This window comes from Cupriavidus sp. 2SB, assembly GCF_005503625.1.
Lineage (GTDB): Bacteria > Pseudomonadota > Gammaproteobacteria > Burkholderiales > Burkholderiaceae > Cupriavidus.
This window is the reverse complement of record NZ_SCMX01000015.1, coordinates 56,941-76,625: the sequence shown is the minus strand read 5'-3', so window position 1 is coordinate 76,625 and position 19,685 is coordinate 56,941. Positions and strand designations below refer to the sequence as shown.

Sequence of the window (19,685 nt, the reverse complement as noted above, 5' to 3'; positions counted from 1 at the left end):
GATGCACCTACGAAAACGGGGGCCACGCGGGCCCCCGAATTGGTTCACTAGTCCGCAGGACCGATCAGGCGAGGTCGTCAGCCTTCGGCTTGCGGGCGCCCGGTTTTTCTTCCTTCACCGGCTCGAACCAGGTATCGCCACGCTCGAGTGAGACCTTGGCGACGTCGTCCTCGATCTCGAACTCGTCGCCCGGCTCGCGCAATTGGTGGCCGCCCTTGCCGGCGTAACCTTGTTTGAGTGCTCGTACCAGCATGTGCTACTCCTTATCGAACGGTGAAGTCGGCGGCGTACGGCTTGCTGGCCTGGACGTCCTTCACGAGGAAGGCGTCAATCGTGCCGGCCGTGGTTGCCGCGGTGCCGATGCGGTAGACCACGCGGATATACCGCTCGAGACCGATGGGCAGGCGCTGCTTGGCGATTTCCGTGTTCGCGGTCAGCGCGGCCAGGGCCAGCGCGCCGGTCAGCGGAAATTCCTGCGGCGAGGCAAAGCCGACGTTGTCGTCGGTCTGCAGCACGACCTGCACGGTGGCGGCGCCACCGGAGGCGACGGCCGCGCCCAGGCGAGCAACGATGTACATTTCCTCGCCGATGCCCACGTCAGCGGCGGCGCCGGTGTCGTAGACGTTGGTGGAAACCACGTCGCCGGCCGCCGAGACGATCGATTGCAACGACGAGAACTGTTCTTGGGTGTCGAGGATCATGGCTATGACTCCTTTGAATGTCGTTGCCTTAGACCACGCGGGATTCGGTCAGCAGCAGCTGATCGACCGTGCGCACCGGGATGCTCAGGAAGCGCGTGGTGCCATTGCCCAGATAGCCCGGTACGACCTGGCCGAACTGGTTGATGGCGACGTCGATCGTCACCGCGTTCTGCGACTTGTCGAGCGCGGCCTTGGCCAGTTGGCCCTTGACCGTGCGTGCGGCATAGAACACGGCATTGCCCATCGACATCATCGGAATGCGGTTCAGCGCGTCGATCATCACCTTCATCAGGGCCGTCGATGCAGTCGGCAGCTGCGTGCCGGTCTGCGAGATCAGGTCCGAAACGTCGATGTTCGCGATACGCACGGCGTAGCGCCAGTCGCGGACGGTCAGGCCGCACTTCCACTTCCACAGATCCGCATACGCGCGGAAACGCGCCGGCGGGGTCTGCTGGTCGAAGGCATCGATTTCGCCCAGGTCCTGGTGCTGCAGCCCGGCCTCGGAACCCTTCGGGTAGATCCCGGTGACGGTGTTTTCGCCCCAGACCACCAGCCACACCGAGGTGTTGTCTGCACCCGTGCCACCCGCGTCGATGATGTTCTGGCCGTTAAGTGCGGTCTTCGACGAGTAGCGCGGCGACAGGCCCATGAAGCGTTCCGGGTTCACCGAGGTGTCACCGTAGAACAGCGCCTGGCACAGAGCCTGGTTCATGCCTTCGATCTCGGCCTGCGCTTCGGACAGGCGGAAGGACGAGGTATTGCCGTTCAGGTCCGCGAGGTCGACGTCCACCTCGTTGCGAGCCTCGAGCATGCCGCAGGCGTCGTCCACCTGTGCGCGCTTCGACTTGGTCGGCTGAACACCTTGATACAGCTTGCGCCACGTCGGCGTCGGCAGGCCCGTGCGGACCGTGGTGCGGTGGCCGGTGGCGAGGTTGCCCTCCTTCCACACCATGTCCTGCAGGACTTCGTTCGACTGGTTCAGCAGTTCGATGACTGCAGCGGTCGAGCCATCGGGATTGATCGACTTGGCGAAGTCGGTCAGCGTGACAGCACCGCCATTTGCCGGGAGAGTAGCCATTTGCCGGGCTCCTTATTTCTGTTTGGTGTTCGCGTACAACCGGCTTTCCACCGAGCGCGTACCAGATGCAGCACGCCCGCCGACGAACCGGTCCTCACTGATTGCCTTGCCCGCCCGGACCATGAACCGGATCATCTCCGGATGGCTGCCCAGTCGGGTATCGTTCAGTAGCTTTTTCAGCTCGGGCGTCGCGAACGCATCCACCGCCTTCTTGGCCACGCCGAGGTTTGCCTCGAAAGCGTCACCACCGTATTCGGTGTCGGCACGGGCTTGCGCTTCCCACTCGGTGGCTGCAGCGGTCAATGCTTCCGCCTGCTTCGCCACCAGCGACTGCGCGTGTTTCACGCCCAGATCTGCGACCTTCTGCGCGTCTTCCTGCGAGAGGTCCAGTTCCTTTGCCAGCGTTTTCAGGTCACCGGTCAGTGCGGAGTCCAGGCTCGTGCCCTCGGGCGCGGTGAAATCCGTGTACTGCTCGGGGGCCTTGGGTGTCGGCTTGGCGTCGTCGGTGCCTTGCTTGCCCGACTGGTCGTCGGTCTTGCCAGCTTCCGCGGTTGCGCCTTCCTTGCCCGTTTGCTCGGTCCCTTGCTGCTGTTGCTGCTGATCGACGGTCGTCGTTTCGGCCACCGTGGTGGTCGTCGCGCCATCCGTCTGCGTCACGCCGGAATCAGTTTGCGTTTGGCCGGTCGCTGCTTCGCTCATCTTTCATGTGCTCCGAGAGCATTTCGAGGTATCGCTCGGGGCAGGCTTGCTGCAGCAGCACCAGGAGGTACTGGCCGACTTCCCGCTTGCCTTCGCTATGGGCCATCTGCAGGGCATTGGTGCTGAAGCACGATTGGTAGGTGCCAGCTGCGCCGAGGAGATGGCGCACAAAGCGGCGCCCTTCTTTGCGACTCATCAATCGGCTTACGTCGTCCATCAACACGCGTTGCTCGTGCTCGGCCTTGCGGGCCCGGTCGAGCCTGGCGCTCTCTTGCGCCCGAATGTCAGTGGGGTCGTATCCGCTCATGTGTCCGGAGAATACGGGCCGCGTGCGGAGGTAAGGACACCCCTAGCGGTACAGCGTCGAGGCTATCTGCGCGTCGGAGCGAGCGGCCGGCGCTGCATCCGAGTCGAGCCCCATGTCGGTGATCTGCAGGCCGAGACTGCCGTCCTTGCCTTCCTGGTTCTCGTACTGCGAGATGCGCGTGACGCGCACGATCGCCATAAGCTTCATCGTGCTGCCCACGGCAGGCATGTCCGTGATTCCGAGCTTTTGCAGCGTCTCGTCGTCCAGGTCAAGGCACAGACCGTACGGATAGCGCGGCAGGTCGGATTCGGAGGGCGAAGCGATGCAGCTTTCTTCCTTGGCCTCCTGCTCGGTCATCTGCATCGATACGAGTTGCATGTCGCGCTCCTACTGGTAGGACTGCGGCAGCGTGTAGCCGCTGGTCAGGTTCATGAGGTCCGTCAGGCCGTTCGGCTGGGCGGTGTTGATCGAGCCCAGATCCTTGGCCGCGCCGGCGGCCTGCTGCATCATCTCGGCCTGCGCGGCGGCTTGCTGCGCCTGGGCGCGCTGCTGGCGGATCAATGCCACCTTCTCGTTGCCCACGATCATGCGGGGGTCGACGCCCAGCTGGTCGGCGATGATGTCCGCCGCGCTGTCCGCGTCGATCTTGTCCACCACCTCGGGTTTCATCTGGGCGATGTTGCCCAGCGTCATGAGGTAGCGGTCGGTGCTGTTCACACCCACCGCACGCTGCGCCTGCGCCAGCATCGAGATGAACTCGACGTTGAGTTGCTGGTTCTGCATTTCCTCGGGCGGCGGCGGTAGCAGGCCCAGCGTCAGCATGCGGGCGAACGCCCGCTCTACCAGCGGATTCAGGGCCTCGTCGTGCAGCCGCTCGAGCGTGGGGCCCAGCATCAGCAGCTTTTCCTCGTGCCGCTCGGCCACCTCGGTGGCGGTCATCTGCGTGCGGTCCTGCCCCTGCAGCATCAGGAACAGGTCTACAAAAAAGCACGCATTGATGCGCTCGCGCACGTCGGCAATGTCCGCGTTCAGGTACGACAGGTTGAGGTTGACGTCCCACATGGAGCGAATCCCGGCCTGCGGGGTGGCGCTGTCGTAGTAGGTCACCCCGCCCGGCAGCATGTTCGTCTCGCGGTTCTTGAGCGCGGTCGGCACCTGCAGTGGCGGTTTGGTCTGGTAGTCGATGGCCTCGGCCTTGCGCAGTTGCTCGTGCTGCAGCTGCTTGACGTCGCCCAGCGCCACCATGCCCGGCGAGTTGCCGTAGATATCGCTGCCGAACAGCTGCCAGCGCGGGCAGATCGCCGGGAACTCCTCGAACCCCGATTCGCGGAGGAACGTTTCCTCGTTCTTGGCACCGTCCTCCCAGTACTTGGACGAGAACGGCATATTGAGCGCATCGCCCCGGCGGCTCTGGTCGCGATCGGCGCGCGGCTCCACGAGGTGGTAGAGCGTCACCCATGCGTCGAGGTTGCCCGCGTCGTACATGCTCTTGGTGCTCTGGCTCACGTTCTTGATGCCGAACTCGCGCACGACCTGCGAGACGGTTTTCTGGAACTTGCGGCCCAGCGTGTCCACCTCGCCGCGATAGTTGGCCGAGATCCGGTACTCGCCGCAGGTCAGCGGATAGCCGTACAGGACGCTCTCGAAGTCGTCCGCGAGAAACGTGGCGGCCGTGCCATACAGCCCCAGCTCGAGGTAGGAGCTATGTAGGAACTGGTAGACGTTCGTGCGCTGGAACAGGTCCAGCATGCGGCGCTGCACATCGTTGAGCCACAGCTTCACCGGCTGGTAGTTCGCGAGTTCCGGATCGGCCGTGCCCAGGCGGAACCATGGCCGAGCCGGACTCGACATACCCGACATGAGGCCAGCACCCAGCACGAGCAGCGCACGGGTGGTGGTCGAGTCGAAGATGTTGCCGTAGCGGCGGTTCCCGAGGTTGCGATCGGTCTCCGAGAACCGGCCGGCGAATGGCAGCACAAAGTCCGAAAGCTGCGCATAGACGTCGCGCCAGCTGGTCCACTCGGTATCGAGCGCGGTCCACCGCTTGCGCAGGTTCGGGATGACTGGCGCGTTGGCCTTCGGTGCCGCCATCGTCAGGCACCCAGCAGGCTATTGGCGCCCAGCATCGAGCCACCCAACGTGTTCTTGCCCAGCTGCAGGTTGTTCGGATCCACGCCTGCGGCGCCGGTCAGCAGCGTGTTGGCCGCGCTGCCGGAGGTGGCGTTGTCACCCACACCTGCCGCGCTGTTGAGCAGCGTCTGGTCAGGGCCCTTCGTTGCCTGCGTGCCGGGCGCCGTCTTGGCCGCGTCCGCCGCGGCCTTGCTTGCATCGTTGGCCCGGTTCTGGGCCTTGCGCTGCTCGTTCGAGCTGTAGACAGCCGTACCGGCAGAAATGGCCGCTGCGGCCAGGCCCGCAATTGCGGTAGCTGAGATCCCACCAGACATGGCTATTGCTCCGTTGTGGTGAGGCCGTGCTTGCGCGACATCAGCCGGTCAGCCTCATCCGTGAATTCCGCCTCGGCCTGCTCGACCGTGGTCGCCTGCGTGGGAAAGATCATCGTGATGTGAGTCTCCGCGCACGCAATGAATGCCTGCTTGCGGCCCGCGGTTGCGGCCAGCACGTGGTACCCGACCAGGCGCCGCGTCTCGCCGCCAGTGAACACGAGCACGTCGCCCGAGATGACGAGCGTCGTGGCGATCTTGATCAGCGCACCGGTCAACAACGTGTCCGGGGGCAGGCATACCGTCCGGGCGTACATGCCGGCGTGCAGCACGTGGTCTGTGCGCAGCGATACCTGCGGGCGCGCCAGCACCTGGTTCTCGAGCCGCCGCACGCGCTCGACGTCCTCGGCGGACATCGGCGGGATATCGGGCACGACGGCCGGGATCACGCCAGCTCCCGAAAGAACATGCGGGCCGTCTCGCGGTAACCGACACCGGGCAGCACCTTTTCGAGTCGCCCACCGGTCGGTGCGCTCACGAGCAGCGCCTCGCCGCCCTGCTCCCGCGCCAGGTCCTCAGCGGCTCGCAGCAGCGCGAGTCCAGCGCCCGTGCTGCGCGCTTCGCTCGTCACGAACAACGATTCGGTGATCGCGACCTGCCTGCCGAAGTGCGGCAGCACGGATCGCAGCACGGTGACAAAGCCCACCAGCTCGCCGTCCAGCACCGCCGCAATGACCTGCAGCACGCCAGCCGCCTCGAGGTGCTTGTACGTCGCCATCTGCGCCACGGGCGGCCCGAACTCCGGAATGCCCGACTCCGCGCCGTACTCGGCCAGCAGCGCCTCGAAGCAAGGCGATGCCTCGAGGTCGGAGACGGTGCACGGACGGATGACAACGGGGGAGCGCATGGCGGCCCTAGCGGATTAGCGATTGGTACGGATCGTACGAGGACGATGCGCGGGTAGAGGCACCCGGCAGGTCCTCGACTCGCGGGGTGTCGATCAGGCCGAGGATGACCGCGCTCGCGTAGTCCGGGCTGCGCCCAATGCGCTTGATGATCTCGTCGCGGCTCTCCACGTAGATCGTTTTGCCCTGCAGCCGCCAGCGTGGTGCGCACAGGTCGGCCAGCAGCCGCTGGTCCGGGGGCAGCGCAATGCCGTTGTTCGCGGCCGGGTCCAGTGCTTCGCGGATTTGCCACCAGTACTGGGACCGCAGGTTGGCGAATGTGAGCCGGCCGGACTTGTCGGTCGCATCCGATGCCTCGGCCACGTTCACGCCTACCGTGGTCTGGTTCGCCTGCATCAGGAAGTCGTACGGGCTCGCCCCCACGCCGATCACGTCGATGTGGATGGGGGCATTGTCCCGGCGTGCAGCGATCACCAGGCCGGCCACGGTGGGCCCGTCCGGTGTCTGCGTGCCCGGGTAGGCCAGCAGCTCGTCGAACCACCAGCCGTGGCGCCGCGCGATGATGGTGTTGTCCTTGCCGCCACGCGCGACGTCCACGCCCATCGAGTCCATGCGCGGCTTGGTGTCGCGTCGCTTCCAGCGCGCCATGGCGGTTTCCACCCACGCGGTGGGGATGACCTGCATGGCGTCGTCCTCGATACCGGCCTGGAAGTCGCCGTACAGCATCTGGGAGCGCAGCGGCTCGGGGAGTGCTTGCAGGGTAGCCATGTAGCCGGTCCCCATCAGGTAAGGGTTGTCCGCGATCCGCGACGGGATGAACGTGCGCGACTCGGGCGTGATCGTCTCGCCGTCGTGCAGGAACGGTGTGCCGTCCACGACCTCGATCTCCTTGCCGTCGACCATGGCGAACCAGCGCAGCTCGCCTGGCTGGGCTGGGCACGGGTGCTTGGGGTCGAGCCACGGGGCAAAGAAATCGATGATCCAGCGACCCTCAGCGCTCGTCGGCGGGTTGAACGTGAGCAGGGCCTGGCACTGCTGGCCGGGGTCCACGGATCGCAGCCAGCCGAGCAGGAACCGCACCTGCGCCTCGAGGAAGTTGGCCGCCTCGTCGAACACCAGCAGGTCGTGTGGGCGGCCCTGATAGCCGCGCTCGTCGCCCGGGTTGGGCAGGCTGGCGAACTCGATCTGCAGGGGCTTGCCGTCGGGGCGCTGGGTGCGCCAGATCTTTTTCTGTCCGTTATAGCCGAGCTTGTTGCCGATCAGCTCCTCGAGCCGATCCTCGATGCCCGTGAGCTCGGTACCCACACGGCGCAGCATCATCACCTTGCGATGCTTGGTCAGCGCCTTGCCGCATGCCAGGTCAGTCTTGCCGCCACCCGCCGCCCCGCCGTAGCCGATGATCTTGGCCTGCGATGCGTAGGCCATGGATTGCGGTCCGGGCAGTGGGCTCCACGGATGGCGTCGCTTGAGCTCGCGCAGCAGGAGCAGTTGCCGCTCGAGTGCTGCGCGCTCCTTAGACGAGGTCGCTCCCATCGTCAGGGCCTTGCGGGGTCACGGGCAGCGCGCCAGATGCGGCCAGTGCAGCGATCTCCGCCCGGATCTCGTCATCGCTCATGTCCGTGGTGGCCAGGTGGCCGGACAGTTCGACCTTGGAGTTTTCGCGGTACTTGTCCGGGTCGTGGGCCTTGAGCAGGAAGATGGCCAGCGTATCGCTGTACTCGCGCACCGCTGCCACCTTGTGGTTGCCCTGCTCGTCGAGCACTGGCTCCATCTTCGGCGCGCCGGTGGCCTCGTCGATCACCGGATTGCCATCCGCGTCCTTCACCTCGCGGAACAGGTACGTGAACCTACCCTGGTGCGTGAGGGGCTTGTCGGTCCCCTCGAATGCCCGGCGGTGTGCCTCGTCCTCCAAGGCGGTGACACCGACCTTCATCGCGGCATCCCACGCGGCGGCGAAATCCGGCATCTCCGATCGCCAGTGGTAAGCCGTCCACCGCGAAATGTCCACGGCCTTGCACGCCTTGCCGACGTTGCACGTCTCGGACAGGGCAGCGCAAAACGCAGCGAGCTTTTCTGGTGTGAGTTTCATGCCCGGGAGTATCCGACCACACCCGAGCGGTAAAGGCACCCTACTCCTGCTCGATCGTCCGGTAACCCATTGCGGCCTGCCCGCGGTGCTGACCCTGCACGATGCGCTTGACTTGGCTGGGCGAGATTTCGAAGATCCGCCCCAAGCGCTTGTAGCCCCACCCCGTGTCCGCCCGAAGCTGCAGCAAGCGCTCGATGTCGGCGTTCGTGAGCTTTGCCATCGGATGGTCTTCCCCTATGCGCAGACCCAGGTCGTTCACGGCCACGGTTCGCTTAGCCATGACACACCTCCTTTCCCGCAAAAATTTGCAGATTCAACGTTTGCGGGTATTGCGGGTATTGCGGGTATCTTTTCAGCCCATTTTTATAAACTGTCACGTATATACACACCTGACACTTCTCGTACATCAGCTAAAACAATACCCGCAATACCCGCGATACCCGCAAAACGACCTACCCCCTAACCCGTTTCACTTTCCATTTGAGGGTCTTTTCGTGCAAATCTTGCGAATTCGCAAAAAACTGCCCGTTGACCACTTCGTCCCGATGCTTGTTCAACCATGCAGAAAAACGCTTGGCACTGAATGCCCGGTCACCATCGGATAGTTCTTCGACAGCTTCCTGCAGCAATTCATGTGCTGGCGAGTCCTCCATGCTGTCCGTGTCCCCTCGTAGCACGGTGGCGGCGGACACCGGCTCGTACCCGTACACACCCACCCAGGCATCCATGACGCGGCCGAGCAGCACCTTTTCGGGGTTCTCGTCGGCGGCACGAATGGCCGAAGCGGCGGGATCCATGAGCCCCACATCGCCGCCCACGCCCATGTCGGCGCACCACACGACGCACTGGCGCACCAGCTGGTCCCACGCCTCGAACGAAGCGAGCTCGCCCTCGCCCATGGGAATGCCCAGGGTCTGGTACCCCCGCAGGACCGTCAGCGCCGCCCGCACCAGCACCTGGCGGCTATCGCGCACCTTGACCAGTGGGTCGAACGGGAACGAGCGCAGGAACGGCGTCTCGGTGGCCGCGTCGATGCGGCACCGCAGGATGCGCCGGCAGGCGTCGCCGCGCACCGAAAGGTTGTTGCCGCTGGCGATGAACATCGCCCGGTTCGGTACCGTCTTGTTGCTCGACACACCCAGCACCCGGTCGCTGAACTCGGCAGCGGTCAGGAACGCGTTGAGTACGGCGCCCTCGAGGGGCCGGACCATGTTGTCCCAGATCACGCAGCCCGAGCCGCCCAGCAGCAGCGAGAACAGCGCCTTGGATGCCTCGGGCTCGTCTCGTGGCGGCGCGTACACCGCCGGGCTGTTGCCGCCCAGCACGGCCACGCACTGAGCGAGCTTGGTTTTGCCGGTACCGGCCGCCGGGGCGTCAAAGGCAAAGCCCGGTGCCGTGGGGATAGCCCGGCGCAGCACCGCGGTGAGCAGCGCCGCCAGCATGACGCCGCGTGCCTCGTCGTCCGCGAACGGGAACATGGCAAACGGCGCCCACAGCTCGGCAAACGCTTCCTGCACTTGCTCGAATGTCGGGGACACCGGCACTCGCAGCGGATCGCGGTCATCGGACAGGAACAGCAGCCCGGTGGCCGCGTCATATCCCGGCGTATCCAGCGCGGTGCCGTCCGGGCGCAGGGTTGGCGCCGTGATAACCGCCGTCAGCTTGGGCAGGTCGCGCTCGCCCGTGCGGTCACAGATGAACTTGGCCAGTTTCTCGGGCGCGTCGGCCGGTACCCAGTCCTTGCTGCGGCCGTCGAAGCGTTCGAAGCGGATCACGCGGCCAAGGTAGTCGAGCATCCAGGTGGCAGTGACCTGGTGCACGCGCCCCTCGGCCACGCGAGCGATAGCGCCGTCGCCGAAGTCGTAGACGTCGCCCGCGTCGCGGATGATGGCGAGCGAGTCGTCCGCGATCCGCGAGAGCTCGCCCGCTTGCAGCTTGAGCAGCTTGGGCTGGCGCACCAGGTCATAGCGGATGCCTCCGTGCGCCCAGCTCCACAGGTAAGGCCGACCACCGCTGCGCAGGTTGAGCCACGCGATGCGGCGGTCGTTGCGGTACCCGGGTTCGCAGGGATCCGCGAAACGCTTGTTGTGCCAGCGGTTCGGGTTGTCCAGCACCTCGCCCACGGTCACGGGCTTGCCTTCCTCCGGCATCAGCACGTAGTCGGCGTACAGTGTGCCGTCCTCGACGGCGGCGCGCACGACCATGCGGGCGCGCTCGATGTCCATGTCCTGCGTGGCGGCCAGGCCCTGGGCCTCGTCCTCGATGTACTGGGCACGGATACGGTCGGCCTCGGGCTTGACCTTGGCGCGGGCGGCGGCCTGCGCCTCGAGCAGCTGCGCACGCTGGGCGGCGTCCAGATCCGGGATGAGGCGCGAGTCGAACAGTTCGGCGCCCCCGTTCCAGATGCGGTGGTCCGGCCGGCGCTGCACGAGCGGCGCGTGGCACTGCGCACCGGCGGCGAAGTCGATGCGCTCGGGCTGGTAGACCGAGGCGTCGATGATAGAGCGGTCGAGCAGCCGGCCGTTCTTGGCCACCACGTAGTGGCCGTACCCGGCCAGCCACGTGTGCGCGTACAGCGCGAGGCCGGCGCGCTCGATGTCGGTACCCTGCCGGAACGGGATATAGAGACGCTGGCCGCGCATGCCGGTGATGGGAGCGCCACCGTCGTCGCGCTCGATGAACGACGAACTGCTGGCGCACCACAGCATGGGCGCGTCGCGCAGCGCAGGGCACGCCTTGATGAGGGCGTCGCGCAGGGCGTCGGCCGTGTTGAGCGGGTCAGACGCGTGTTCGGCGTCGTGGTCCAGCATAAACATGGCGGCGCCCGCACTGAACGAGAAATAGTCCCGGCTGCGCGCGATGGCGCCGGGGTGCTCGTGCATCACGTCCTTGGTGACGATCGTGGCCTTGGGCCGCGTCGCGAGGCCGTAGGCCAGTGCCTGGTTGTGCTTGAGCGATAGCAGCAGCCGCGAGAACCCGGCCAGGTCCTCGACCTCGACTCGCTCGGCCTCGCCGCGGCTGAGAAATGCCTTGGTGTGCTTGACCACCTGGCCGTCAGCACCGAGCGAAAAGACCTTGGTGAGCTGCGCGCTGTCGTTGGTCAGGCGCGTGATCTGGATAGTCATAGAATCCTCAGGCTGCACCCTGCTCCTCGGCGCGAGCGCGCTGCAGGTCGTTGTCGGCCGTGTCGCCAACCGGAAAGAACGAATTGAGAGCCTGGACATGCTTCATGTGGATGGCCAGACGTTCCTCGTACTTCTTGGCCGGGCCGTGCTTGCCTTCCCGGTGGCAGGCGTTGGCGTGGTTCCGGGCGCGGATCACGGCGCGCCAGTGGTACAGGCGCACCGGGCGCAGCATCTCGAGTGCCTGGGATGCTTCCATGGCCTACCCCCGAACCACGTCGAGCCAACCGGCCGGCAGGCCGAGCCGTTCCTCGTACGTGCGCGCGGTGCGCTCGCTAACGTTGCGCTGCGGGTTGGGCCCGATCAGCTGCGAGAGATAGGACGGATGGGCGAGCTGCAACTTAGCAGCCAGGAGCGACGGGCCACCATAAGTGTCGGCCAACAGTCGCAAATTTGCTCTACGAGTGTCGAATACAGCACCCAGTACGGGGCTTTCGTTGGTTGTTGCGTCCACTTGCTAACCTCCTTCCGTTATTTGCTAACGTGGACTTTAGCATAATGAAAAATAGTGTGGTAGAATTGATTTTAGCTGTTGCTTTAATCTTTAGCTTTTGCTACCGTTCGCCCTGACAAAACTAATCACAGCGCGGACTCATGACCAAACAGACCGAAGGCGTAGACGCTCTCCTGGAACTTCGTAGAGCGAATTTCAGGCGCGTCACCACTCTGTTCGGCGGCCCGACACGCATTGCGGGGCTGCTCGGGTTCAAAAGTGGCAGCTACATATCCCAGTTAGCAAGCGGGCACCGTCCGCTTACAGACAAGCGTTCACGCGCTATCGAAGAAAAGCTAAATCTCGACCGCGGCTGGCTCGACAAGGAGCACGGCGGCACCCCGGTATTTGGTGAACTGGATCCAAACAACAGTTGGGCACGTATCCCAGGCGAGGCGAAGCTGGCGGCCGAGGAGAGCACCCCGCCGACAAGCAGCAAGCTCATGAGCGATGTCGTGCACGCCATCGGCGCTGTGCTCGAAGAGTCGAAAATCATTGCCGCACCTGCCAAATTCGCCACTCTTGTCGATCTCGCGTTTGAAAACGCGCAGCTCCGTGGCGGCGTCGATGAAGCCTTCATCCGCAAGATTTCTACCCTGCTGAAGTAATTCCGCCTGGCGCTCTGCGCCATCGCAGCACCTCAAGCCGCCCATCGGGCGGCTTTTTTACGTCTGGACATTAGCAAAAGCTAAAAATTCTCCTTGACACCCGCTAAAGTCAGTTGCTAAATTGCTAACGCCGTCACAGCAATCCTTTAGCAAATACAGGAGAACGATATGTCCGCAGTAGTTGCCGTTTTCGTCCGCCGCGCCATCGCGGACAGTCAAGTCGAGTTCAACACCCAGGCCAACAGCCTGTCCGAGGCGCTGGCCATCGCCCAGCAGCTGGCCAACGGCACCGCCGACGCGGCCGCCACCACGCAGGCAGCGATCACCAAGGCGTCGAAGGAATCGAAGACCACCACGGCCAGCACCCCGGCGACCACGGGAAACGATGCCGGCACGGCTTCGACCGAGACGTCGTCGCAAGCGTCTGCACAGACAGCCGGGAAATCTTCCGACGAAATCAAGCCCGCGCCGGCGCTGGACTATGAAAAGGACATCAAGCCGCGCGTGCTGCTGCTGTCCAAGGACAAGGGCCGCGACGCCACCATCGCCACCCTGTCGCGCTTCGGCGTGGCCAAGGCCACGGAACTGAACGAAGACCAGTGGCCCGCGTTCCTCGAGTTCGTCAACGCGGTGCTCGACGGCAAGGTGAAGCCCGAGGAAGCGCTGGCATGAACGCGAAACTCGCCAAGCGCATGCGCCAGCATGCCCGCCGCCTGATGGGTGGCGCCCCGGCGAGGGGCCTCGTGGCCGGCGTGCAGCACACCAAGAACGTGCGTGCTGGCACGAACCAGAACGGCACCCCCCGCATCCAGACCATCACCGTCACCAGCCTGGTCAACGACCCGAAGACCGTGCGCGGCATGTACCGCAACATGAAAAAAGGCTGGGCCAACAAGGAGGCTCGTTAAATGCGACTCACCAAAGCCCAACTGGCGCATGCCTGCATGCGCCTGAATCAAGCCGCCGAGAAGCGCATCGCCGAGGCGGTGCCGCACATCGGCCCGAAGCCTGCTCTCCCTGGCATCTCGTTCGCGGAACAGTGCGACCAGATCCGCACGGGCAAGGCCAAGTTGCGCCCGCAGGGTGAACTGAACAGCTACACGGACCTCAAGGACGCGTACACGTACCCGGCCCACGACAAGGCCGTGACCGTCGCGAAGAAAGCGATCGCCACGTGGGAAGCAGCGCATCGCAAGATCACGGAACGCGTCCACGCTGAACGTGATCGCGTGCTCGACAAGATCATGCTGAGCGACGCCGAGGACGCACTGGCCCACATCGACGCTTTCTCGGGCGCGAAGGGGTAAGCATGACCGAGCCCTCCCACGCTCGCCTCTCGCCCTCCGGGGCGGACCGCTGGTCCGTCTGCCCCGGCTCGGTGATCCTCGAGGCAGACGAGCCCGACAACAGCAACGAGCACAGCGACTGGGGCACGGCCGCACACGCCGTGGCCGCGATGTGCCTGACCGAGAAGACCGACGCCCTGGCCTATCTCGGCCGGCGCATCGACGTGGGCGACTGCCGCACGGTCGAGTGTGATCGCGACATGGCCGAGGCGGTCCAGCAGTATGTGGACTACGTCCGCCAGGTGTCCGAGGGCGCCGAGCTGCTGGTCGAACAGCGCTTCGATATCAGCCACGTGGTGCCCGAGTGCTTCGGCACCTCGGACGCGGTCGTGATCCGGCTGGATGAGCTCCACATCATCGATGCGAAGTTCGGCCGCGGCGTGCCGGTCTACGCCAGCTATGCCGTGGACCCGGCGGACGCCAACAGCCCGCGCAAGCCCAACAAGCAGATGGCGCTCTATGCGCTCGGCGCGCTGCGCGAGCTCGAGCTGGTGAACGAGTTCGAGCGGGTGCGCATGACGATCCACCAGCCGCGCCTGAACAGCGTGGACGAGTGGGATTGCTCTGTCGCGGACCTGCTCGCTGCCGGCGACGAGCTCCACCAGGCCGCCGAGCGCGCCTACATGTACGTGGACAGCGACACACCGCCCGCGCCCAGCGACCTGGTGCCCGGCGAGAAGCAGTGCAAGTTCTGCAAGGCCAAGGCCACGTGTCCGGCGCTGGCGCAGCGCGTGCAGGTCGAGGTCGGCAGCGACTTCGACAACCTAGCCACGTTCGCCCAGTCGGACGAGCAGAAGGCCATGACGCTCAAGGCGCTGACCCCGAAGACGGGCGAGGCGCTTGGCAAGGCCATGCAGGTCATCGACCTGATCGAGTCGTGGTGCAAGGCCGTGCGCGGCGCCACCGAAGTCGAGCTGCTGAACGGTCGCGATGTGCCCGGCTACAAGCTCGTGCAGGGCCGCAAGGGTGCGCGTGCTTGGACGAGCGAGGGCGAAGCCGAGACCGCGCTCAAGGCCATGCGGCTCAAGGTGGACGAGATGTACAGCTTCAAGCTGATCACGCCGCCCGCCGCCGAGAAGCTGGTCAAGGCCGGCACGCTGGGCCCGCGCCAGTGGGCAAAGCTGCAGCCGCTCATTGGCCAGTCCGAGGGTGGCAAGTCGGTGGCCCCGGCCAGCGACCCGCGTCCCGCGATCGTGATCACGCCGCCGGTCGACGACTTCGAGGACCAGACGGCCAGCCAGGCCGAGGAGGATCTGGCGTGAAAGCCATCGTCTATGCGGCACTCATCGCCGTCAACAGCGGCTTCTGGTTCGCGCTTGCCCTGGCGGTTTCCAACGCCGACGGCAAGCCGGGCTGGATGCCCGTCGCCATCCTCGCCTTGGTGACCGTGCCCGCCGTACTGGGCGTCGGCCTCGGCGCCGCCCTCAAGGAGAAACCGTGAAATCAGCCGTCGTCGAGCCGCGCAAGGTCATCGCTCTTACGACCCTGCCAGCGGAGGCCAGCGCAGCGCTCGCGGCGGCTGCGAAGTCTCACCCCAAGGATTCGTTCGCCCGACAGGTGGCGATCGATGCCGCGATCAAGCGCGTGAAAACGCAGTACCCCGAATATTTCCGTCAGGAGCAACAGCAATGAAAGTCATCCTCAAGAACGTCCGCATCGCCTTCATCGACGCCCTGTGGACCCCCAAGCAATACCAGGGCGCTGGCCCGTTCCGTCGCAGCGCCACGTTCCTCGTCGAGCCGGGCAGCGAAAACCACAAGCTGATCGAGGCCGCGATCGAGAAGGTGGCCGCCGACAAGTTCGGCAAGAAGGCCGCCTCGGTGCTGGCCGGTGTGCGCGGCAACAGCAACAAGTGCGCGTACATGGACGGCAACACGAAGGCCGACTATGACGGCTTCCCGGGAATGATGTACCTGGCCAGCCACCGCAAGGACGCCGACGGCCCGGTGCTCGTGCTCGACAGCAACAAGGCCCCGCTGGCCGAGGGCAGCGGCAAGCCGTACGCCGGCTGCTACGTCAATGCCAGCGTCGACATCTACGCCCAGGACGGCCAGAACACCGGCATCCGCTCGGGCCTGATCGGCGTGCAGTTCTTCCGCGACGGTGACAGCTTCGGCGGCGCCAGCCGCAGCGACGGCAGCGAGTTCGAAGACCTGGGCACCGGCGTCGAGGAAGCCGAGGACTTCGCCTGAATGACCCCCGTTTGCTCGGCGCCAAGGCGCCGGGCCTTTTTGGTGGGGGTGGTCGCTCCCGTCACAGGCCAGTATCGAGATAGCGAGCCACGTCAGACGCCTGCCGCAAGCTAGGCGCAGTGCAGTAACTAGATCCCATAGCCTCCCTGATAGCGCCCACCCCCACCCAAAAGAGGGGACGTCCGTCTTCCATCTGCGATTGGCCGCGCGGAAATACGGCCGGGATTGCTAGCACCGTGGTGCCCTCGCAGGTGAATCACACCTGGTGCATGCACAAACCGTGGGACGTCGGCGACTTCAAGACACGGGAATCCCGGCAATTGGCCTTTCACCGAGCGCACTGTCATGCCCTTCAAATACCCCGATCTGTGCCACCGCATCGTCGCCAACAGCGTGATGGCGGTGGACTCGTTCTACGAAGACACGCCGTGCTGGCTCTGGATGGGCAAGCGCAACTCCTCCGGCTACCCGGTGATCAGCCTGCGCTGGAAAAGCGGCCCCCGCAAGGGCAAGGTCCGCAACGCCCTCGCCCACCGCATTTCGCTGATCGAGTTCAAGCAGCGCCGCCTGTCGTCCAGATCGGTCGCAAAGCATCTTTGCAACAACCCCGTGTGCGTGAACCCCGCGCACCTCGCCGGCGGCACGCAGAAATCCAACGTGCGCCAGTGCGTCAAGGAAGGTCGTCACTTCACCCCGTTCAGGAAAGAACCATGATCCATTTCGACGACGGCAGCGGCGCGATCCTGTCCGACTGCCAGCGGTACCGCTATCGGTTGTGGCGCCGCTGGGACTACGAAAAGCCCGCGCTCTGCTGGGTGATGCTCAACCCGAGCACCGCAGATGCGGCCGCCGACGATCCGACCATTCGGAAGTGCATCGGCTTCGCCAAGCGATTGGGATATGGCGGCATTGACGTGGTGAACTTGTTCGCTTGGCGTGCCACCGATCCGCGGGAACTGGCCCGCGTCGAGGACCCGATCGGACCCCTCAACGACGCCACCATCCTGTCCGCTGCTCGTACCGCCAGCGAATCCAACAGCAGTGTGATCTGCGCGTGGGGCGCCAACGCTCGCCGGTCCCCTCGCGCCGCCGACGTGCTCGACCTCCTGCGCTTTCAGGCCACCGCGTTTTGCCAAGCATTGCGCATCAACGCCGGTGGCGAACCAGCGCACCCGCTGATGCTCCCCTATTCTTGCGACCCTGTGGAGATGACCTGGTGACCAACCCTCGTTTCTGGTGGGACAAGGAAACCTACAGCCCGGTACCGCTCAAACACGGCACGCACATCTACGCCGAGTCGGCCGAGGTGATGCTGTTCGCGTACGCGCTCGAGGATGGTGACGTGTTCGTGTGGGACCGCACGGCCAACGAGGTGTGGCGCCTGGTAGGCGACGACGCCGAGCTGGTCGAGACGCTGGAACCCGAAGCCGTGCCGCTGGCCGTGCTCGAGGCAGCGGACGACCCGGACGTGCACTGGTGGGGCCACAACACCGGCATGTTCGACTGGGTGGTGACGTCGCACGCCCTGCCCTGGCTCGCGCGCATGGTCCCGCAGAACCGCCGCCGCGACACCATGGTGCAGGCGTACTGCCATTCCCTGCCCGGCTCGCTGGCAGCGCTGTGCGAAGTGATGACCGTGGATGCGGCCGACGCCAAGGACAAGCGCGGCAAGGAACTCATCCAGCTGTTCTGCAAGCCGCCGGCCAAGAACCTGAAACGCGGCCGCGCCACGCGGGAGACGCACCCGGCCGAGTGGCACGAGTTCATCGTCTACGCCGGCAAGGACATCACGTCGATGCGTGCCGCGTCCAAGAAGATGCCCATGTGGAACTACGCGGGCGACGAGCTGACGCTGTGGCACCTGGACCAGACCATCAACATGCGCGGCGTGGCCATGGACCTGGATCTCGCCGAGGCCGCGGTGGCGGCGGTGGACCGCGCCCAGGTGGATCTCGCCCACCGGACGCAGCAGCTGACCGACGGCGAGGTCGAATCGGCCCGCAAGCGCGACAAGCTGCTGGCCTACCTGCTGGCCGAGTTCGGCGTCGACCTGCCCGACATGCAGAAGTCCACGCTCGAGCGGCGTGTCGACGACGCCAACCTGCCGTGGGCGCTGCGCGAACTGCTGGCGATCCGCCTGCAGGCCAGCACCACCAGCACCAGCAAGTACAAGACCCTGCTGCGCGGCGCCAGCAGCGACGGCCGGCTGCGTGGCACGCTGCAGTTTTGCGGCGCCGCGCGCACCGGGCGCTGGGCCGGCCGGCTGTTCCAGCCGCAGAACCTGCCCCGCCCCGCTATCGGCTCTCTGCGCGACGAGGCACTACAGGAAGCGATCGACCAGGGTATCGACGCGCTCAAACTGGGCGTGGCCGACCTGATCGCGGACAACGTGATGGAACTGACCAGCGCGGCCATCCGGGGGTGCATCGTGGCCCCGCCCGGCAAGAAGCTGGTGGTGGCCGACTTGTCGAACATCGAGGGCCGCATGCTGGCCTGGCTGGCCGGCGAGGAGTGGAAGCTGCAGGCGTTCCGCGACTACGACACCATCATCGGTACCGACGCCAAGGGCAAGGAGATCCGCAAGGGACACGACCTCTATGTGCTGGCCTACGCCAAAGCGTTCGGCGTGGCGCCCGAGGATGTCGACAAGTTCATGCGCCAGATCGGCAAGGTGATGGAACTGGCGCTCGGCTACGAGGGTGGTGTCGGGGCGTTCCTGACGTTCGCCGCGGCGTACAACATCGACCTCGAGGAGATGGCCGAGAAGGCGTTCGACTCGATTCCGGCCGAGATCATGGACGAGGCCCGGGGCATGTACGAGTGGACGCTCAAGAAGCGTCGTAGCACGTTCGGCCTGTCCGAACGCGCCTGGCTGGTGTGCGAGTCGTTCAAGCGCAGCTGGCGCTACGCCCACCCTGAGGTCGCCGGATTCTGGAAAGACCTCGGCACGGCAGTGGTCGACGCGACCCGGTACCCGGGAAAGACCTTCACCTGCCGGCGTCTCAAGGTGCGCCGCGACGGTGCGTGGTTGCGCATCCGCCTACCGTCCGGCCGATATCTGTGCTACCCGGCGCCGCAGGTCGACGACAAGGGCCAGTTCTCGTACATGGGCGTCAACCAGTACAGCCGGAAGTGGAGCCGGATCAAGTCCTACGGCGGGAAGCTGGTCGAGAACGTGACCCAGGCCGCGTCGCGCGACGTGCTGGGCTCGAGCATGCCCACCATCGAGCGGTCGGGGTACGAAATCGTGCTGACCGTCCACGACGAAGACATTACCGAGGCGCCGGACTCGCCGGAATACAACGCCGAGCACCTGGCGCAGCTCATGAGCACCAACCCCGTGTGGGCGCAGGGCCTGCCGCTGGCGGCGGCCGGCTTTGAATCGTACCGATATCGGAAGGAATAGCCCGATATCGGATTGACTGGGTCCGATATCGGAACAGTGGTTGCTAAACACATCGAAGATATCGTTGCTAACCACTCATTGAGTGCACTCAAAATGGATGGCTGGCGCTGGTTCGTGTTGTAGCAATCGCTTTATAGCGGCTTTGTGCGCTTTGATTTCCGTAATACGTAATCAAAGCGTCGCATACGATGTGATGTGAGGTCATATAGTGTGCAATGCGTCATTTGTCGAGGGACGG

The 19,685-nt window shown here is 65.1% G+C and carries 27 protein-coding genes; 11 read left to right on the top strand and 16 right to left on the bottom strand.

Going from position 1 to position 19,685, the window contains the following annotated elements; genetic code table 11:
* Positions 1-64: 64 nt before the first annotated feature.
* The 16 genes from FFS21_RS09880 to FFS21_RS09805 form a co-directional block, all read right to left on the bottom strand.
* Entirely contained in the window at positions 65-253 is a 189-nt protein-coding gene (locus FFS21_RS09880) for a hypothetical protein (protein WP_137924651.1), read from the bottom strand.
* Between the two features lie 10 nt (positions 254-263).
* The gene (locus tag FFS21_RS09875) at positions 264-701 is read right to left on the bottom strand and encodes a Bbp16 family capsid cement protein (protein WP_137924650.1); all 438 of its coding nucleotides are present in this window, start codon (positions 699-701) and stop codon (positions 264-266) included.
* A gap of 28 nt (positions 702-729) precedes the next feature.
* A complete protein-coding gene (locus FFS21_RS09870; RefSeq protein ID WP_137924649.1) occupies positions 730-1,779 on the bottom strand; it encodes a major capsid protein in 1,050 nt (349 codons plus the stop codon).
* A gap of 12 nt (positions 1,780-1,791) precedes the next feature.
* The gene (locus tag FFS21_RS09865) at positions 1,792-2,478 is read right to left on the bottom strand and encodes a hypothetical protein (RefSeq protein WP_137924648.1); all 687 of its coding nucleotides are present in this window, start codon (positions 2,476-2,478) and stop codon (positions 1,792-1,794) included.
* Positions 2,444-2,785: a Bbp19 family protein gene (locus FFS21_RS09860; RefSeq protein WP_137924647.1), complete on the bottom strand. Its 342-nt coding sequence runs from the start codon at positions 2,783-2,785 to the stop codon at positions 2,444-2,446. Before FFS21_RS09860 ends, FFS21_RS09865 begins: the two co-directional genes overlap by 35 nt.
* Before the next feature lie 42 nt (positions 2,786-2,827).
* The gene (gene gp10, locus FFS21_RS09855; RefSeq protein WP_137924646.1) at positions 2,828-3,163 is read right to left on the bottom strand and encodes a capsid staple protein; all 336 of its coding nucleotides are present in this window, start codon (positions 3,161-3,163) and stop codon (positions 2,828-2,830) included.
* 9 nt (positions 3,164-3,172) lie between these two features.
* On the bottom strand, positions 3,173-4,876 hold the full coding sequence (locus FFS21_RS09850) for a portal protein (protein WP_137924645.1): 1,704 nt from the start codon (positions 4,874-4,876) through the stop codon (positions 3,173-3,175).
* Positions 4,877-4,878: 2 nt separating this feature from the next.
* On the bottom strand, positions 4,879-5,229 hold the full coding sequence (locus FFS21_RS09845; protein ID WP_137924644.1) for a hypothetical protein: 351 nt from the start codon (positions 5,227-5,229) through the stop codon (positions 4,879-4,881).
* Between the two features lie 2 nt (positions 5,230-5,231).
* Positions 5,232-5,675, bottom strand: coding sequence for a hypothetical protein (locus FFS21_RS09840; RefSeq protein WP_249359260.1), 444 nt, complete (start codon positions 5,673-5,675; stop codon positions 5,232-5,234).
* Positions 5,672-6,133, bottom strand: a complete 462-nt coding sequence (locus FFS21_RS09835) for a GNAT family N-acetyltransferase (RefSeq protein ID WP_137924643.1) — start codon at positions 6,131-6,133, stop codon at positions 5,672-5,674. The genes FFS21_RS09840 and FFS21_RS09835 overlap by 4 nt, the downstream gene beginning before the upstream one ends.
* A gap of 7 nt (positions 6,134-6,140) precedes the next feature.
* The gene (locus tag FFS21_RS09830) at positions 6,141-7,556 is read right to left on the bottom strand and encodes a thioredoxin domain-containing protein (RefSeq protein ID WP_249359257.1); all 1,416 of its coding nucleotides are present in this window, start codon (positions 7,554-7,556) and stop codon (positions 6,141-6,143) included.
* 88 nt (positions 7,557-7,644) lie between these two features.
* A complete protein-coding gene (locus FFS21_RS09825) occupies positions 7,645-8,220 on the bottom strand; it encodes a terminase small subunit-like protein (protein ID WP_137924641.1) in 576 nt (191 codons plus the stop codon).
* 40 nt (positions 8,221-8,260) lie between these two features.
* Entirely contained in the window at positions 8,261-8,500 is a 240-nt protein-coding gene (locus FFS21_RS09820; protein WP_137924640.1) for a hypothetical protein, read from the bottom strand.
* Positions 8,501-8,672: 172 nt separating this feature from the next.
* Complete coding sequence (locus tag FFS21_RS09815; RefSeq protein WP_137924639.1) at positions 8,673-11,345, bottom strand: hypothetical protein; 2,673 nt, start codon at positions 11,343-11,345, stop codon at positions 8,673-8,675.
* 7 nt (positions 11,346-11,352) lie between these two features.
* A complete protein-coding gene (locus FFS21_RS09810; protein ID WP_137924638.1) occupies positions 11,353-11,601 on the bottom strand; it encodes a hypothetical protein in 249 nt (82 codons plus the stop codon).
* 3 nt (positions 11,602-11,604) lie between these two features.
* Positions 11,605-11,856 (bottom strand): hypothetical protein, encoded by a 252-nt coding sequence (locus FFS21_RS09805; RefSeq protein WP_137924637.1) that lies wholly within the window; start codon positions 11,854-11,856, stop codon positions 11,605-11,607.
* Positions 11,857-11,996: 140 nt separating this feature from the next.
* On the opposite strand from FFS21_RS09805, the gene FFS21_RS09800 reads away from it, so the two are divergent.
* From FFS21_RS09800 to FFS21_RS09750, 11 genes are all read left to right on the top strand, one after another.
* Positions 11,997-12,503 (top strand): hypothetical protein, encoded by a 507-nt coding sequence (locus FFS21_RS09800; protein ID WP_137924636.1) that lies wholly within the window; start codon positions 11,997-11,999, stop codon positions 12,501-12,503.
* 168 nt (positions 12,504-12,671) lie between these two features.
* Positions 12,672-13,175: a hypothetical protein gene (locus FFS21_RS09795; protein ID WP_137924635.1), complete on the top strand. Its 504-nt coding sequence runs from the start codon at positions 12,672-12,674 to the stop codon at positions 13,173-13,175.
* A complete protein-coding gene (locus tag FFS21_RS09790) occupies positions 13,172-13,411 on the top strand; it encodes a hypothetical protein (protein ID WP_137924634.1) in 240 nt (79 codons plus the stop codon). Before FFS21_RS09795 ends, FFS21_RS09790 begins: the two co-directional genes overlap by 4 nt.
* Positions 13,412-13,810, top strand: coding sequence for a hypothetical protein (locus FFS21_RS09785; protein WP_137924633.1), 399 nt, complete (start codon positions 13,412-13,414; stop codon positions 13,808-13,810).
* Between the two features lie 2 nt (positions 13,811-13,812).
* Positions 13,813-15,111 (top strand): DUF2800 domain-containing protein, encoded by a 1,299-nt coding sequence (locus tag FFS21_RS09780; protein ID WP_137924632.1) that lies wholly within the window; start codon positions 13,813-13,815, stop codon positions 15,109-15,111.
* Entirely contained in the window at positions 15,108-15,290 is a 183-nt protein-coding gene (locus FFS21_RS09775) for a hypothetical protein (protein WP_137924631.1), read from the top strand. Before FFS21_RS09780 ends, FFS21_RS09775 begins: the two co-directional genes overlap by 4 nt.
* Positions 15,287-15,481 (top strand): hypothetical protein, encoded by a 195-nt coding sequence (locus FFS21_RS09770; protein WP_137924630.1) that lies wholly within the window; start codon positions 15,287-15,289, stop codon positions 15,479-15,481. The genes FFS21_RS09775 and FFS21_RS09770 overlap by 4 nt, the downstream gene beginning before the upstream one ends.
* A complete protein-coding gene (locus tag FFS21_RS09765; RefSeq protein ID WP_137924629.1) occupies positions 15,478-16,041 on the top strand; it encodes an ssDNA-binding protein in 564 nt (187 codons plus the stop codon). Before FFS21_RS09770 ends, FFS21_RS09765 begins: the two co-directional genes overlap by 4 nt.
* A 345-nt stretch (positions 16,042-16,386) precedes the next feature.
* Positions 16,387-16,755 carry an HNH endonuclease family protein gene (locus tag FFS21_RS09760; protein ID WP_137924628.1) on the top strand — a complete coding sequence of 123 codons (369 nt, stop codon included), beginning with the start codon at positions 16,387-16,389 and terminating at the stop codon, positions 16,753-16,755.
* Positions 16,752-17,261, top strand: a complete 510-nt coding sequence (locus FFS21_RS09755; protein WP_137924627.1) for a DUF1643 domain-containing protein — start codon at positions 16,752-16,754, stop codon at positions 17,259-17,261. The genes FFS21_RS09760 and FFS21_RS09755 overlap by 4 nt, the downstream gene beginning before the upstream one ends.
* Positions 17,234-19,447: a DNA polymerase family A protein gene (locus FFS21_RS09750; protein WP_249359250.1), complete on the top strand. Its 2,214-nt coding sequence runs from the start codon at positions 17,234-17,236 to the stop codon at positions 19,445-19,447. The genes FFS21_RS09755 and FFS21_RS09750 overlap by 28 nt, the downstream gene beginning before the upstream one ends.
* Positions 19,448-19,685: the final 238 nt, after the last annotated feature.